The 16565-nt window shown below is 59.3% G+C and carries 13 protein-coding genes; 7 read left to right on the top strand and 6 right to left on the bottom strand.

The genetic code is table 11. The annotated features are described in order from the left end of the window. Positions 1-95 precede the first annotated feature (95 nt). A complete protein-coding gene (locus COA55_RS03390) occupies positions 96-1076 on the top strand; it encodes a malate dehydrogenase (RefSeq protein WP_063520123.1) in 981 nt (326 codons plus the stop codon). Between the two features lie 96 nt (positions 1077-1172). On the opposite strand, the gene COA55_RS03385 is transcribed toward COA55_RS03390, so the two are convergent. The 6 genes from COA55_RS03385 to COA55_RS03360 form a co-directional block, all read right to left on the bottom strand. Then, positions 1173-1754, bottom strand: coding sequence for a DUF805 domain-containing protein (locus tag COA55_RS03385; RefSeq protein WP_290500647.1), 582 nt, complete (start codon positions 1752-1754; stop codon positions 1173-1175). Positions 1755-1813: 59 nt separating this feature from the next. Then, positions 1814-2224, bottom strand: coding sequence for a CBS domain-containing protein (locus COA55_RS03380; RefSeq protein WP_290500646.1), 411 nt, complete (start codon positions 2222-2224; stop codon positions 1814-1816). A gap of 97 nt (positions 2225-2321) precedes the next feature. After that, the gene (rraA, locus tag COA55_RS03375; RefSeq protein WP_063521648.1) at positions 2322-2804 is read right to left on the bottom strand and encodes a ribonuclease E activity regulator RraA; all 483 of its coding nucleotides are present in this window, start codon (positions 2802-2804) and stop codon (positions 2322-2324) included. A 46-nt stretch (positions 2805-2850) separates the two neighbouring features. Beyond that, positions 2851-3543 carry an NAD(P)H-binding protein gene (locus COA55_RS03370; protein ID WP_290500645.1) on the bottom strand — a complete coding sequence of 231 codons (693 nt, stop codon included), beginning with the start codon at positions 3541-3543 and terminating at the stop codon, positions 2851-2853. Then, positions 3540-5681, bottom strand: coding sequence for a response regulator (locus tag COA55_RS03365; RefSeq protein WP_063521646.1), 2142 nt, complete (start codon positions 5679-5681; stop codon positions 3540-3542). Before COA55_RS03365 ends, COA55_RS03370 begins: the two co-directional genes overlap by 4 nt. Positions 5682-5823: 142 nt before the next feature. Further along, complete coding sequence (locus tag COA55_RS03360; protein WP_290500644.1) at positions 5824-8127, bottom strand: MMPL family transporter; 2304 nt, start codon at positions 8125-8127, stop codon at positions 5824-5826. A 123-nt stretch (positions 8128-8250) separates the two neighbouring features. Here COA55_RS03360 and COA55_RS03355 point away from each other — a divergent pair, with 123 nt between their 5' ends. The 6 genes from COA55_RS03355 to COA55_RS03330 all read left to right on the top strand — a co-directional run bounded on the left by COA55_RS03355 (position 8251) and on the right by COA55_RS03330 (position 16517). Beyond that, positions 8251-8649, top strand: a complete 399-nt coding sequence (locus COA55_RS03355; protein ID WP_063519088.1) for a MerR family DNA-binding transcriptional regulator — start codon at positions 8251-8253, stop codon at positions 8647-8649. Continuing rightward, a complete protein-coding gene (locus tag COA55_RS03350) occupies positions 8642-9805 on the top strand; it encodes an isovaleryl-CoA dehydrogenase (RefSeq protein ID WP_063519087.1) in 1164 nt (387 codons plus the stop codon). The genes COA55_RS03355 and COA55_RS03350 overlap by 8 nt, the downstream gene beginning before the upstream one ends. A 96-nt stretch (positions 9806-9901) precedes the next feature. Then, positions 9902-11509 (top strand): carboxyl transferase domain-containing protein, encoded by a 1608-nt coding sequence (locus COA55_RS03345; protein WP_290500643.1) that lies wholly within the window; start codon positions 9902-9904, stop codon positions 11507-11509. A gap of 54 nt (positions 11510-11563) precedes the next feature. Beyond that, a complete protein-coding gene (locus COA55_RS03340) occupies positions 11564-12337 on the top strand; it encodes an enoyl-CoA hydratase/isomerase family protein (protein WP_063519085.1) in 774 nt (257 codons plus the stop codon). A gap of 257 nt (positions 12338-12594) precedes the next feature. Beyond that, positions 12595-14580, top strand: a complete 1986-nt coding sequence (locus COA55_RS03335) for a biotin carboxylase N-terminal domain-containing protein (protein WP_290500642.1) — start codon at positions 12595-12597, stop codon at positions 14578-14580. Next, on the top strand, positions 14577-16517 hold the full coding sequence (locus COA55_RS03330) for an acetoacetate--CoA ligase (protein WP_290500641.1): 1941 nt from the start codon (positions 14577-14579) through the stop codon (positions 16515-16517). Before COA55_RS03335 ends, COA55_RS03330 begins: the two co-directional genes overlap by 4 nt. Positions 16518-16565: the final 48 nt, after the last annotated feature.

Raw genomic sequence — 16565 nt, 5'->3', positions numbered from 1 at the left:
GCGCCGTCCGGGACCCTGACCCACGGACCTTGTTCAGCGGTCCCCTCGGTTTCAGCCCACATAAGTTCTCCCGAATTAAAGCTAGGAGATTGTTCATGAAAGCACCCGTACGCGTAGCCGTCACCGGCGCCGCTGGCCAAATCAGCTATTCCCTGCTGTTCCGCATCGCTTCCGGCGATATGCTCGGCAAAGATCAGCCCGTTATTCTGCAGCTGCTCGAAATCACCCCTGCTCTGGAAGCCCTGAACGGGGTCATCATGGAGCTGGAAGATTGCGCATTCCCGCTGGTTGCCGGCATTACCGGTACCGACGATGCCAACGTGGCCTTCAAAGACGCCGATTACGCGCTGCTGGTTGGTGCTCGTCCGCGTGGTCCGGGCATGGAGCGTAAAGACCTGCTGGAAGCTAACGCAGCCATCTTCTCCGCCCAGGGTAAAGCCATCAACGACAATGCCAGCAAAGGCATCAAAGTCCTGGTTGTCGGTAACCCGGCCAACACCAACGCCCTGATCGCCCAGCGCAATGCGCCGGACATCGATCCCCGTCAGTTTACTGCCATGACCCGCCTGGACCACAACCGTGCCATGGCGCAGCTGGCCAACAAGCTGGGCAAAACCGTCAATGACGTGAAGAAAATGCTCATCTGGGGCAACCACTCTTCCACCCAGTACCCTGATCTGCACCACTGCGAAGTGGATGGCAAAGTGGCCATCGATCAGGTTGAGCAAGACTGGTACGAAAACGACTACATCCCGACTGTGCAACAGCGTGGTGCGGCCATCATCAAGGCCCGTGGCGCTTCCTCTGCCGCGTCTGCTGCCAACGCCGCTGTGGACCACATGCGTTCCTGGGCACTGGGCACCGACGAAGGTGACTGGGTTTCCATGGGTATCTACAGCGATGGTTCCTACGGCATCCAGGAAGGTCTGATCTACTCCTTCCCCTGCACCTGCAAGGATGGCGACTGGACTATCGTTCAGGGCCTGGAAGTCAACGACTTCTCCCGTGGCAAGATGCAAGCTACCGAGCAGGAACTGGCGGAAGAACGTGACGCCGTTTCTCACCTGCTGCCGTAAGGCTCAGGTCGGGTAATAAAAAAAGGGGCTCTTCGGAGCCCCTTTTTTGTGCCGCTCTGCGGCTGCAACATGCTTCACGCAGCATGTAACGAGCGATCAGTATTCAGAATAATCCATCTGCTGCATCTGGGCCTGTTGTGCATACTGTGCATAGTTGGCCATGGTGATCGGGAACAGCACACCGAAGTAGCCCACCACCAACAGCAGCACAATCACAAAGGCGGCTTTTACGCCACCGGAATTACCGACCGGAGCGGCGCCGTACTGGTTGCTGCCTTCGCTACCGCGTTTGAACAACATCACCAGGCCCAGTACCAGGTTGGCAATCGGCACCAGCATGAGCAGGCTCAACCAGCCGCTGGCGTTGATGTCGTTGAGACGACGTACCATGTAGCCCCAGCTCATCACCATCACACCGATGAAAGCCACGGTGGCAATCACCCCCATGATCATTGCCCCTGCGCCAATGGCACCGTCACCGGCACTCATGATGCCAGGGATCACAACAGCAGCTGCGACACCCAGCACCAGATAGAACAATAAGGTCAAGCCAGCGGCATAGACGAAATAACGCATACGGCCGATGCGCCCTGACAGAGACAGGAATTTGGGTTGATAGGTGTCCTGGTTACCGGCAACAGCAACATCTGCATTGGGTGCCTGATAGGGTTGGTTCATGGGTACTCCCCCTGGGTTCAAGGTTAAAAAAACAGTCAAAAATTAATGCGTCGCAATCGTTACAGCGTATGGCGCCGACCGAAGTCATCCATGGCACGCAGTAAATCCCGACGACTGATCTGTCCGATCAGTTTTCCGCTGTCCAGCACCGGTAGCCGACGGCGGTGATCCGCAAGAAAAATTTCTGCCACATCCAGAATGGAATCCGAGCCTTCCACGGTCTGCAGATCCACACTCATGTACTCCTTTACCGAACCGATATCTGTACCGTGGTAGCTTGCTTCCAGCGCGCCCTTAAGACAGTCGGATTCGGAAAAGACCCCCACCACACGGCCCGTTTTATCCACCACCGGGCCACCGGAAATCTGATTTTCCAGCAATACACGAATGGCTTCACTCACGGACATATCGGGGGAAAAGGTGACCAGACGGCGGCTCATGTACTCCGCCACATGCATGGACTTGAGCATAATTCTTCCCTGTGCAGTGAGAGCCGGCATCATGCCGGCCATTTGTGATTTTGTTCTTTATAGCAGGATTCTTAACAACAATCGCTAACAGCTAACGTTACACGAGTGCCTTCGGTGCGGTGATAATGCCGTTGTTATCCGCATAGACGAATTCGCCCGGGCGGAAGGTCACGCCACCAAAGGTGATGTCGATATTCAGCTGCCCTTCGTCACGACGAACGGATTTAATTGGCACACAGCCTTGCGTGATGACACCGATATCCAGTGTCGCCAGCGCATCCACGTCACGGCAGGCACCGTAAATAATCACGCCTTCCCAGCCGTTCTTCACCGCGTTTTCCGCGATCATGTCACCGATCAATGCATTGCGAAGGCTGCCACCACCATCGACGACCAGCACCTTGCCTTTACCATCGGTGCCCAGGTGCTCCTTGACCCGACTGTTGTCTTCGAAGCATTTCACCGTAACGATTTCACCGCCAAACGCTGCGCGGCCACCGTAACTGAGCCAGTTGAGGCCGGTTACCACGGAGACACTGTCCGCATTGTCATCACACAGATCGCAGGTCACAAAGGTCATACTGACTCCTTCGGTTATGTTGTCCATCAGTTGCGACCAAGGTGCCTCAGGCAGCCTTGGTCACTTTTTCATGAAATTTACCGGCAAACACCAGGATGTCCCGGTACCGTAACCGGTACAGGCCGGTATCCGGCCCCATCAATGCCATGCCGACCATGGCATCAGCCACCTTGCGGCTATCCACGGGCAACCAGTGGGCATCCGTCCAGCGTGTCAGTGGCTCAATCACTCGATTGAAAATATTGCCCCAGTCTTCTGCCGGGCGCTTGTCCTCACGTTCACCGCGCAGTAACGACGGCTGCACAATGGCAAGCAAAGGCAAATCGAGCTTGATGAGCGCACGCTCCATCTGCCCTTTTACCCGCGAATAAAAAAACGGGGAGCGGGCATTGGAATTCACCGCCGACACAACCAGAAAACGTTGTACGCCAGCCCGGCGTGCCATGTTGCCGGCCAGCACGACAAGATCATGATCCACATGACGGAATGCCTGCCGCGACCCGGCTTTTTTCATTGTGGTGCCCAGGCAGCAAAAGACATCATCCACTTGAAAGCGGTCCTGACACGCCTCGATATTATCGAATTCCACCAAATGTACGTCCAGCTTGGGGTGCTCGATGGATAAGGCGCGGCGTGTCAGCACAGTGACCTGCTCATATTCATCGCAGGCCAGCAGGCTTTCCAGGCAATCACGCCCCACCAGCCCGGTTGCCCCCAACAGCAAGGCTTTTCTTGTCATTGTTCTTCCTCGTCTTTGGCGGGCTGTTCCGGCAGCCAACGCCGTAACACCGTTTCCAGTGCATCCAGATGTACCGGTTTGGCAAGAAAATCATCCATGCCCGCAGCCAGGCAACGGGCCTGAACCCCTTCCGCCGTATTGGCAGTAACCGCCACAACCGGCGTGCGCAGAGTCGCTTTATTCTGCTCGATTTCACGCAGACGCCGGGTCACTTCAAAACCGTCCATCTCCGGCATCATGCAGTCCATCAACACCAAATCGAACGATTCCTGGTCCAGTAACGCCAGCGCGGTTTCCCCGTTACTGACGGTTTTCACCTGGAAACCCAGCTTGCTTAGCATGCCCCGGGTCACCAGCTGGTTTACCTCGTTGTCTTCCACCAGCATCAGCCGGAAACGTTTGCGCCGCTGGCGTTCTTCCGGCGTCTGCAGCGGAGCATCCCCCACCGGCATCTGCCGCTGCAGGCCCACCAGTCGTGCCAGCCCCTGGCGCAATACAGTGCGATGAACCGGGCGTACCAACACCACCAGGTCATGCTTGTCGATAAGCTGTTGAACTGCTGTGTGGCTGCGCTCCTCAATGGTTGCCATCAGCACCAGACGTACCGGACGCAGCGAAGGATCCTCAAGCACATTGCGGCACAGGTTCAAGGCCAGTTCAGGCCGCGACCAGGTATCCACAAACAACACATCAAAATCGCTTTGTTCGCGGTGCCCTGCACGAAGGGCCTGCAACGCATGATCGTACCCCATCGCAGAAGACGCCTGGCAGTCCAGCGCTTCCAGCTCTTCCTGAATACTGGCAACCGTGCCTGAAGCGGCTCCGACGACCACGGCCTGGGCACCATCCAGCGCCCGAATCAGGCTCTGCGCTTCGCGCATGTCCGGCTGCATTTGCACCGGCACCGTGAACCAGAAGGTTGATCCTTCTCCTGGTACACTTTCCGCCCCCAGGGCGCCGCCCATGGCATCAATCAGGCCCTTGCAGACCAACAGGCCAAACCCGGTGTGGTGGCTGTTATATACGTCCTGGCCATCTTCAATAAAACGATCCTGAAACAGGTGGCGCAAGGTTTCCGGATCCATGCCCGCGCCCTGATCACTCACGCGCACGCGCAGCACGCCGCCACTTTCCCCTTCCACGGTAAAGTCCACATCCAGACGAATTTCGCCCCGCTCGCTGAACTTGATGGCGTTGCTGAACAGGTTATTGAGCACCTGCATCAGGCGCTCGCGGTCGCCCCGGATGCGTTTGGGCAGCATGCGGTCAATCACGCAGGTGAGCTCCAGCCCGGAGGACTGGGCCATGGGGCCAAAGGCTTCCAGCGACTGCTCGATCGCTGTACGGAAATCGAAATAATCCGAATTGAGGGTAATGCGACGGGAAAGAATGCGGGAATAATCCAGCACGTCATCAATCAGTGACAGCAGCAGCTTGCCGCTCTGCCCCGCCACCTGCAGGTAATCTTTCTGCTCGTCATTAAGCCGCGTGTCTTCAAGCAGCGACATCATGCCCATCAGGGAATTCATGGGGGTGCGCAACTCATGGGCCAGCCGGTATACCAGGCTGAGCTGCACTTCGGTACTGCTGCGCACCGGCTGCTTTCGGTCCAGAGGCCCGCGGCGCTCGCGTGTCATTGCGTGCCAGAAGGTTTCGTATTGACCCCGATAAAGCCGGAATAGATAGAACGCGTAAACACCAATCAGTGTCGCCAGCACCCAGTCATGCAAGGTGCCGGTGAACAATAAAACCGCCAACGTCGGCAGGAACATCAGCACAATATAGGCTTGGCGAACCCGCAACCCGGCCATCCAGGAGCTACCCAGGGCCGTGGTCACACCCACGTTATAAAGAATGACCACGAAAAAATTGAAGCCGGTGCCCAGCCGCCAGATCAACCAGGCAGGCAGCAAGCCCCATAACAAGGCGTGCAACGCCAGGCCCAGCCCGAACAGACGCCGCCAGCGGGCCGGTCCGGCCCCATAAAGGGCATCGAAACGCGCCACCAGCCACAGCCGGTAAGCGGTGACCAACAGGACCGCACCACCGCCTATCAGCGCTTCCAGTTCGAAGCTCTGATAAACCTGGCCCCAGGCAAAGACAAGTGCATAAACCAGAAGGGCCGCCAGGACTCCCATCAAGGAGTTCTTGGCGGCCCCGTAATCTACGCGTTTAAGAACCTTTCGATCTTTCTTGTATGGCACTGTATTTTGTTCCGCAGAAACTGGATTTACCCGGTTTCGCGCTACGTTAACACCGCCTCATCAGACTGGCTAGAGCCTATTGCACGCTGCCTCTGGTCCGCTTGCGGCGGTCCAGCGCAACCAGTAATGGCACGAAAAAGAAGAAATCCACAATCAGGGCCATGGCAATGGTGATCGCAGACAACTGCCCCATACTGGAATTGGGGTAAAAATGACTGGTGCCGATGACGGCAAAATTCGCCACCAGCACCACGGATGTGGCCACCAGTGCTACGCCGACAGTACGGAATGCATACTCCACCGCTTGTTCGGTTTTGAGGCCCAATTCACGTTTGGCACGCACGTATTTACTCAGGAAATGCACAGTGTCATCCACCACGATCCCCAGCGTCATACAGGCCACCACGGATACCGCCAGGCCGATCTCGCCATTCACCAACCCCCACAGCCCGAAGGCCATGGCCGCCGGCAACAGGTTGGGCAATAGCGACAGGATGCCGTACCGCACGGAACGCAACGCAATAACCAGCAGCACCGACACGCTGACCAACGCAATCAGCGCGCCGCTGAGCATGCTCTGAATATTGCGCATGGTGACCCGGCCAAACAGGATGTCCATGCCGGTGCCCTTGGTCTGCATGGCTTGCGGCCAGTTATCCTGCATCCAGGCTTCCACCCGATCATTGAATTCCAGCACCGGGTGCGAGCCGATATTCTCCAGCATCACGATGACCCTTGCCTGCTCCTTGTCGATATCCAGCTGGTCCTCCAGCCCCAGCCCCTGGGGTAGCGACAGCTCATATAACAAGGTGTATTGGGATATCAGTTCACGGGAGTCGGGAATGCGGTACCAGTCAGGATCGCCGCCGTGCATGTCTCGGTTTAATCGCTTGATCACATCCGTGTAGGCCGTGGCGTATACCACCTCATCCTGCTGCTCCAGCCACACGGTCAAATCATCAATATGCTGCAGATAGGCAGGCTCCATGGCACCGCCGGATTCGCCGGAATGCACCGCATAGTCGATACGATGCATGCCCGTCAGGTTGTTCATGGCAAAATCGTTAACCCGACGAACCTCAAACGTCTCGTCGAAATATTCGTTGAACACATCATTGATGCGGTTCAATCCGATGGCGGCAGTAAGCACCACCACGACCACCGACATACCCAGCAACCAGGGCTTGAAGTGACGACTCAGGTGCCTGGCCAGGGCGCCCATCAACGGCGCGAAATCCCGCTGCTTGCCCGGCTCGATACGATGCGGCAACAACATCACCAGCGCTGGCAACAAAATCACCGAGAACACAAACGCCAACAGCACACCGATCAACACCACATTCCCTAACGCACGGAACGGCTGTGACTCGGAAAAATTCAGGATCGCAAACCCGATTGCAGTGGTAAAACTGGTCAGCCACACCGGCTGCATATTGATACGCAGGCTTTCCAGCATGGCCGCCGCCCGTGCCTTGCCTTCCAGGCATTCATGGCGGTAACTGGCAAGGATGTGCACAGAGTCCGCCACGGCCAGTGTCAGAATCATGGCCGGGGCCATGCCCACGATGGGGGAAAACTCGATCCCCAGCCACATGGCGACGCCCATGGCCGAGGCGATGGAGAAGCCGATCACCATCACCGTCACCACCACAAACATGCCGCTGCGCAAAATCAGCCACAAGCACAGCAGCATCACCACAAAGGCCAGTGGCAAGGTGGTCGCCATGGATTGCTCCGTGGCATCGGCCGAGGCCTGGGAAAACACCACCGTGCCGGTGACCATAAACTCGATATCCGGGTAACGCTCCCGGTAGGTCTGCGCCATGTCGCGGGCGGCTGCGGTAATCACCGGGGCTTCGGTGTTCCCCTCGTCCATGGTCACCGTGGCCACAACACCGGCCACATGCCCGCGGTCAGAGACCAGCCGCCCCACCAGCGCCGGCTCTTTCAGGGCAATGTCACGGGCCCGGACAATCTCGTCCGGTGCCATTTGTGCGGCACCTTCCACCAGCGGCGCCACATACAGCTCGTCGCCTTCTACCTCGGTATGCTGGAAATTGGTCAGGGAGTCCACCCGGGTGGAGTTAGGCAGTGTCCAGGCATCGTCGGTGAGAGACTCGATGGCTTCCAGGGTTTGCGCTTCAAACACCTGATCGCTCTTCGGGTGCACCACGAACAACACCACCTCATTGGCGGTAAAACTGTCTTCCAGCGCCACGAACCGTTTGAAATCCGGATTTTCCTGGGTGAAAAAAATGCGTGGATCGTTGTTGTTGCGAAAACTCTGCAACCCAGCCGCCATGGCCGCACACAGCGCAATACAAATCAGCAGTACCCACACCGGGTGTGCCACTACCCAGCGACTCCAAGTCTCTTTCATTGTTATTCCCACTGTCCCCTTACGTTGAGCCCGGAGTCTAGGCACAGGTAAACACCGTGTCACGGACCGAAAAGGCCAAAATTCATACTTTACGTTAACGTAAACTTCCCCTAGCATTTCGCCATGAGCAAAAAACAGACCTACAGCATCGGCGAACTGGCCCGGGAATTTGACGTGACCACCCGAACCATTCGCTTCTATGAAGACCAGGGGCTGGTCAGCCCAGCGCGACGGGGCCAGACCCGAGTCTATTCACCGGCTGATCGGGTCACCCTGAAACTGATCCTGCGCGGCAAACGGCTGGGGTTCTCCCTGGCCGAATCCCGTGAATTGATTCAGATGTATCAGCCCAGCGGCGATAACCGCAATCAGCTTCTCGCCCTGCAAGACAAGATTCAGCAACGCCGGGAACAACTGAACCAGCAACTCAGAGATATTCAGGCACTACAGCAGGAGCTGGACGACGCCGACCAGCGCTGCGAAGACGCCCTCACCGCTTTGGAGAAACCTGACCATGTTTGACAGCAGCTTTAACTTTGATCTGGATGAAACCCTGGTGGCCCTGCGTGACAGCGTGCGCCACTTCGCCCAGAAGGAAATCGCGCCGATCGCCGCCGAGGTGGACCAGAGCAACCAGTTCCCCCTGGAGATGTGGAAGAAGCTCGGTGATCTGGGCGTACTGGGCGTCACCGTCAGCGAAGAATACGGCGGCGCCAATATGGGTTATCTGGCCCACACCCTGGTGATGGAAGAGATCTCCCGTGCCTCCGCCTCCATTGGCTTGTCCTACGGCGCCCACTCCAACCTGTGCGTGAACCAGATCTACCTGAACGGCAACGATGCCCAGCGCGAGAAATACCTGCCCAAACTGGTCAGCGGCGACCATATCGGCGCCCTGGCCATGAGCGAACCCGGTGCCGGTTCCGACGTGGTCAGCATGGGGCTACGGGCCGACAAGCAAGGCGACCACTATGTGCTGAACGGCAACAAGATGTGGATCACCAACGGTCCCGATGCCCACACCTATGTGATCTACGCCAAGACTGACACCAGCGCCGGCCCACGCGGTATCACCGCCTTTATCGTGGAGCGCGGCTTTGCCGGTTTTTCCCAGGCCCAGAAACTCGACAAGCTCGGCATGCGCGGGTCGAACACCTGTGAGCTGGTATTCGAAGACTGCCACGTGCCGGAAGAGAACGTGCTTGGCACGGTCGGCGAAGGCGTCAAGGTGCTGATGAGTGGCCTGGATTACGAGCGCACCGTGCTGTCCGGCGGCGCCACCGGCATCATGCAGGCCTGTATGGACGTAGTGGTCCCCTACGTCCACGAGCGTAAGCAGTTCGGCAAGGCCATCGGCGAATTCCAGCTCATGCAAGGCAAGATCGCCGACATGTACGTGATGCTCAACGCCAGCCGCAGCTACCTCTACAACGTGGCCAAAGCCTGCGATCGCGGTGAAACCAACCGCAAGGATGCCGCTGGCGTAATTCTCTACTGCGCCGAGAACGCCACCAAAATGGCCCTGGAAGCGATCCAGACCCTGGGTGGCAACGGCTACATCAACGAATACCCCACCGGCCGCCTGCTGCGCGACGCCAAGCTCTACGAAATCGGCGCCGGCACCAGCGAAATCCGCCGCATGCTGATCGGTCGCGAGTTGTTTAACGAGACAGCCTGAAGGGGTCAGACGTCTGAAGTCTGACGTCTGACGACACAACACTACCGCTGGAGAGGACGTCCGACGTCAGACACCCGACGTCCGACCTCAATTGCCATGCCCAAGATCAATAGCCAGATCAATCCCAACAGCCCGGACTTCCAGGCCAACCGGGAACACAACCTGCAGCTGCGTCAGCAATTGCAGGACAAGCTCGATCACATTGCCCACGGCGGTGGCGAAGCCGCCGAGCAGCGGCTTCGTGAGCGCGGCAAGCTGCCGGTGCGCGAGCGCATCAATTTGCTACTCGACCCGGGGTCGCCGTTTCTGGAAATCTCCGCCCTGGCCGCCGACGGTGTCTACGGCGAAGACGTGCCCGCCGCCGGCTGTGTCGGTGGTATCGGCCGGGTGCAGGGTGTGGAATGCATGATCGTCGCCAACGACCCTACCGTAAAAGGCGGCAGCTACTACCCGCTCACCGTGAAAAAACACCTGCGCGCCCAGGCCATCGCGGCGGAAAACCGCCTGCCCTGTATTTACCTGGTGGATTCCGGCGGCGCCAACCTGCCCCGCCAGGACGAGGTATTCCCGGACCGCGAACACTTCGGCCGCATCTTTTTCAACATGGCCAACATGTCCGCCCGTGGCATTCCCCAGATCAGTGTAGTACTCGGTTCCTGCACCGCCGGCGGCGCTTACGTGCCCGCCATGGCCGACGAAGTGATCATGGTGAAGGAACAGGCCACCATCTTTCTGGCCGGGCCGCCACTGGTAAAAGCCGCCACCGGCGAGGTGGTCACTGCCGAAGACCTGGGCGGTGCCAACCTGCACTGCGAACAATCCGGTGTGGCGGACCACCTGGCCGAAGACGAACCCCATGCCTTCGAGTTGGCGCGCCAGTGCATCGCCCACCTGAACTGGCACAAGCCGGATCAGGTAAAGCGCCTGCCCGTGCAAGCCCCGGCCTACGACCCGCAGGAGCTGTACGGTGTGATCCCCACTACCACTCGCCAGCCCATGCCTGCCCGTGAGTTGATTGCCCGCATGGTGGATGGCTCGGAGCTGGACGAATTCAAATCCCGTTACGGCACCACCCTGGTGTGCGGCTTTGCCCGCATCCACGGCTACCCGGTGGGCATTCTCGCTAACGACGGTGTGCTGTACTCGGAATCCGCCCAGAAAGGCGCGCACTTCATCGAGCTGTGCAACCAGCGCAAGATTCCCCTGCTGTTCCTCCAGAACATCACCGGTTTCATGGTCGGCCAGAAATACGAAGCCGAAGGCATTGCCAAGCATGGCGCCAAGATGGTCAACGCGGTGGCCTGTGCCACCGTGCCGAAATTCACCGTGATCACCGGCGGCAGCTTCGGTGCCGGTAACTACGGCATGTGTGGCCGCGCCTATGACCCGCGCTTCATGTTCATGTGGCCCAACGCCCGCATCTCGGTAATGGGCGGCGAACAGGCGGCCAGCGTGCTTACCCAGGTGAAACAGGCCTCGCTGAAGAAAAAGGGCCAGGCATGGAGCGATGAAGAGGCAGGACAATTCCAGGCCGAGATGACCGAACGCTATGAAGAAATGGCACAGCCCTGGTATGCCAGCGCCCGCCTTTGGGATGACGGCGTCATCGACCCCGCCGATACCCGAGATGTGCTTGGCCTGGCCATTTCCGCCAGCCTTAACGCACCGATTGAAGAAACACGCTACGGCGTGTTCCGGATGTGATCAGGACGCTGGACGCAAGATGCCTGACGCACGACGCAAAACAGGAAGCAAGCTATGAGCGTTAACACTTTGATCGAGGGCCCGGTTGCCCGGATTACGCTGGATAACCCGGACAAACGCAACGCGTTCGACGACACCATCATTGCCTCGCTCACCGAGGCCTTTGAAAAAGCCGGAAGCGATGAAGCTGTGCGCGTGGTGGTACTGCAGGCCGCCGGCAAGCACTTTTCTGCCGGTGCAGATCTGAACTGGATGCGCGCCATGGGCAGGCTGGATGCGCAACAGAACCAGCAGGACGCCCTGCGCCTGGCCACGCTGATGCAGGCCATTGATCAATGCACCAAACCGGTCATTGCTCGCGTACAAGGAGCCGCTTTTGGTGGTGCCTTGGGCTTGATCTGCGCGGCGGACATGGCCGTGGCAGCGGACGACGCGCGCTTCTGCCTCAGTGAAGTGAAACTGGGCATCGTACCGGCTGTGATCAGCCCCTACGTGGTTCGCGCCATGGGTCCGCGGCAAGCCAATCGCTATTTCATGACCGCAGAAGTGATCCCCGCTGACCGCGCACAGCAGATCGGCATCGTCCACGAGGTGGTCAGCGAAGACGCTCTCGACAGCACCGTTGATGCACTGGTGCAGTCCCTGCTCAGCGGCGGCCCGCTGGCACAGGTGGAAAGCCGCGCCTTGATAGCCCGCGTCAGTGATGGGCCCATCAATGACGCCATGCTGAGCGATACCGCCGCTCTCATCGCCCGGTTGCGTACCGGCGATGAAGGTCAGGAAGGGCTCAGCGCCTTTCTGGAAAAACGCAAACCGAATTGGATCTGACCCACTATCCGTAGGAGCGTCACTGGCGGCGCGATGAAAGGCAGTTGCAAGTTTAAAGTTAAAAGTTGAAACGCGAAGCTGATTGTGTGCCCATTCAGGTTTTAGGTGCTCCGCGCTCAAACCATTTACATCGCGGGCACTGCCTGAAAAAACATAACGGTCCATGCCGCACTTTTAAACTTTGAACTTTTAACTCATCCCGATCGCGACGCAAACGACACTACTAAACAACATTGCCACCGATAATAGGCACCGCTATGGCAAAGATAAAAAAACTCCTGATCGCCAACCGCGGCGAAATTGCTCGTCGCATCATGCGCACCTGCCGCCAACAAGGCATCGCCACGGTGGCAGTCTATTCCGAACCTGATGCCACCCTGCCCCACGTAATGGAAGCGGACCAGGCCGTCTGCCTGGGGCCTGCTGCTGCCCGCGACAGCTATCTGGTCATCGACAAGGTAATCGCCGCTGCCCAGGCCACCGGGGCCGATGCCATCCATCCGGGCTACGGTTTTCTGTCCGAGAACACCGCCTTTGCCGCCGCCTGCGACCAGGCTGGCATCATCTTTGTGGGCCCCAATGCCCGCGCCATCGAAGTCATGGGCGACAAGGCCGCCGCCCGCCAATTGATGGCCGAAAGTGGCGTACCGGTTCTGCCCGGCTTCGATAAAGAAGGCGCCAGCGACAGCGAGCTGACCACTGCCGCCAGCGAAGTCGGTTTCCCGCTGCTGATCAAGGCAGTCGCCGGCGGCGGTGGCAAAGGCATGCGCATAGTCAATCGTGCCGAGGAATTTGATGAAGCCCTGGCCGCCGCTCGCCGCGAAGCAAGCAACGCCTTTGGCGACGACCGAGTGCTACTGGAGCGCTACCTGCCCACCGCCCGCCATGTGGAAGTTCAGGTGTTTGCTGACAATCACGGCAACGCCGTGCACCTGTTCGAACGGGACTGTTCCGTGCAGCGCCGCCACCAAAAAATTATCGAAGAAGCGCCGGCGCCGGGCCTGGATGAAGCCACCCGCAACGCCTTCGGCCATGCCGCAGTGCAAGCCGCCAAAGCCATTGATTACCGGGGTGCAGGCACCGTCGAATTCCTTTACGGCGAGGATGGCCAGTTCTACTTCATGGAAATGAACACCCGCCTGCAAGTGGAACACCCAGTCACCGAAATGATCACCGGCGAGGATCTGGTCGCCTGGCAACTGGCCGTGGCCGCCGGCGAACCGCTACCGAAACAGCAAGATAAAATTCAGCGCCACGGCGCCGCCATGGAAGTACGTCTCTATGCGGAAAACCCGGAACAGGGCTTTCTGCCCTCCTCCGGTTTGCTGCGCCATTTGCGTTGGCCCCATTCCCTCAGCCGGGTGGATGCTGGCTACGAACAGGGCGACCGGGTAGACGAGCACTACGATCCCATGATCGCCAAGCTGATCTGTCATGGCGCGGACCGCAACGCCGCCCGGCAACAACTGATTCAGGCACTGGACGCCCTGGAGCTGGAAGGCATCCACCATAACGCCGCCTTCCTGCGCCGGGTGCTCAACGACGAGGCTTTCGCCGGGGCCGAGCTGGATACCCGCTTGCTCGAACATCGCCCGCATTTGCTGGAGGCCACCGCCGTCGACCCCGCCTTGCTGGCCCTGGCTGCGGCGCGCTTGCAGGCACACAAGGCCACCGGCGACACCCCTTGGCAATCCCTCAATGGCTGGCGTCCACTGAATCAGCGCCTGCGCCAAACCCGGGTGGAAGCAAACGGGGAACAATTCACCGTGCGCGAAGACAGCCAGCAAACCGCTATCGGTGACCGCCAGGCCGCTGTCAGTTTTGCCGTGACCACCGCCGAGCAAGATTTCAGCCTGCATTGGGGAACGGACAGCCTGGCGGCCCGCTTCGCCTGGCAAAACACCCACACAGTGGTGCTGTTTGTGGGCGGCCAGGCCTACCCGGTCACCCTGAACCCCAGCCGTGATACCGCCCGGCATGCGGATGCTGGCGGCTTCAGTGCCCCCATGAGCGGCACCATTGTCGCCCTGCATGCCGCCCCCGGCGATAGCGTTGAAGCCGGCGATGCGGTGATTACACTGGAAGCCATGAAAATGGAGCACACCCTGCGCGCCACCGTACCCGGCATGGTGAACGGCTTTGCCGTCGCCGCTGGCGACAGTGTCAGCGAAGGCACCGTGCTGGTGGAATTCACCGCCGCTGACAGCCACACGGATACCGACAGCAAGGGAGAGACAGAATGAGTGAGCCTCTCTGGCAACCCGATGACAGCAGCCAGCACACTCACCTGGCCGCGTTCTGGCAACAAGCACGCACCAACAGTGGCCTGCCCTTAACCGATTATCAGGCCCTGCATCGCTGGTCTGTGGAGCAACCGGACGCCTTCTGGCAACAGGTCTGGGATCATTGCGGTGTGGTCGGCCGGCCCGGCGATACCGTGCTGACGCCAGGGGAACGCTTTCAGGACGCCCGCTGGTTTGCCCACGGCGAACTCAATTACGCGGAAAACCTGCTCAAACGTAACGACACCCACCCTGCCGTCGTCAGCGTGCTGGAAGATGGCAGCCGCAGCGCCATCAGCTATGCACAACTGCGGGTGGCCGCCGGCAAAGTGGCCGCCCAACTGCTGGCGGCCGGCATTCAACCCGGAGACCGGGTAGCGGGCTTTATGCCCAACCGCACCGAAACCCTGATCGCGGCCCTGGGCGCCGCCTGGATCGGTGCTGTCTGGTCCTCCTGCTCCCCGGATTTCGGGGTTTCCGGCGTGCTGGATCGTTTCGGACAGATCGAACCCAAGGTGCTGCTGGCCTGTGATGGCTATCACTACAACGGCAAGTGGATCGATCTCGGCGAGCGTATAGACGCACTGCATGAGGCCTTGAAACCGGAATTATTGATTGTGGTACCCGGCCGTGGCGATAGCAGCAGCGTTCCCCGGGCACTGATCTGGGGCGCCTGGCTGGAGGCCGCCGGCCCGGCGCCTGACTTTATGCGCCTGCCCTTCGATCATCCGCTTTTTATTCTCTATTCCTCCGGCACCACCGGGCAGCCCAAATGTATCGTCCATGGGGCTGGCGGCACCCTGCTTCAGCAGACCAAAGAACTGCATCTGCACGGCGATGTGCGCGACACCGACACCCTGTTCTACTTCACCACCTGCGGCTGGATGATGTGGAACTGGCTTATCTGCGGCCTGCACACCGGCGCCACTCTGGTGCTCTATGACGGCAACCCGGCCTACCCGGATACCGGCCGGTTGTTTGACCTGATTGATGCAGAAGGCATTACCCACTTCGGCACCAGTGCCAAGTTTGTTCAGGCGGTGGAAAAATCCGGCTTGCGCCCGAAAGACAGCCACGACCTGAGCACCCTGCGCACCCTTTTCTCCACCGGCTCGCCACTACTGCACGAAAGCTATGACTACCTGTACCAGCAGGTGAAACCGTCATTACTGGTCAGCTCCATTTCCGGCGGTACCGACATTATTTCCTGTTTCGCACTGGGCAGCCCCATGCTGCCGGTGTATCGCGGCGAGCTGCAATGCCTCGGCCTGGGCATGGATGTGGCCGTATTCGATGACAACGGCCAGCCCCTGGCCGACAGCAAAGGCGAGCTGGTGTGCCGCAGCCCCTTTCCGTCCTGCCCGGTAAGCTTCTGGAATGATCCGGACGGCCAGCGCTTTCACGCTGCCTACTTTGCCCGTTTCCCGGGCGTCTGGGCCCATGGCGATTACGCCCAGCTGGTGCCCCATGACAGCCATCAGGGGCTGATTATCCATGGCCGCTCCGATGCGGTACTCAACCCCGGAGGTGTGCGCATCGGCACCGCAGAGATCTATCGCCAGGTGGAAACCCTGCCAGAAATCCGCGAAGCCATTGTGGTCGGCCAGCAATTCGACGGTGATGTGCGCGTGGTGCTGTTTCTGGTGCCCGCAGACGGCGTAGACCTGAATGACGAACTCCAGGCTCGCATCCGTAAAGCCATTCGCCAGGGCGCCACGCCACGCCACGTGCCCGCCGTCATTCTGTCGGTACCCGAAATCCCGCGCACGGTCAGCGGTAAAATCGTGGAGCTGGCGGTGCGAGAAGTCATCCATGGCCGGCCTGTCACCAACCGCAATGCCCTGGCCAACCCGCAGGCCCTGGCCCATTTTGCCCAGCGCATTGAGCTTGAAGACTGACCTTCCGGTCGCCGGATCATTGACGGCCCGGCGCAAAGGCGCATCATG

The organism is Alcanivorax sp. (assembly GCF_002733835.1).
Classification (GTDB): domain Bacteria; phylum Pseudomonadota; class Gammaproteobacteria; order Pseudomonadales; family Alcanivoracaceae; genus Alcanivorax.
This window is presented reverse-complemented; position numbering and strand designations above follow the sequence as displayed.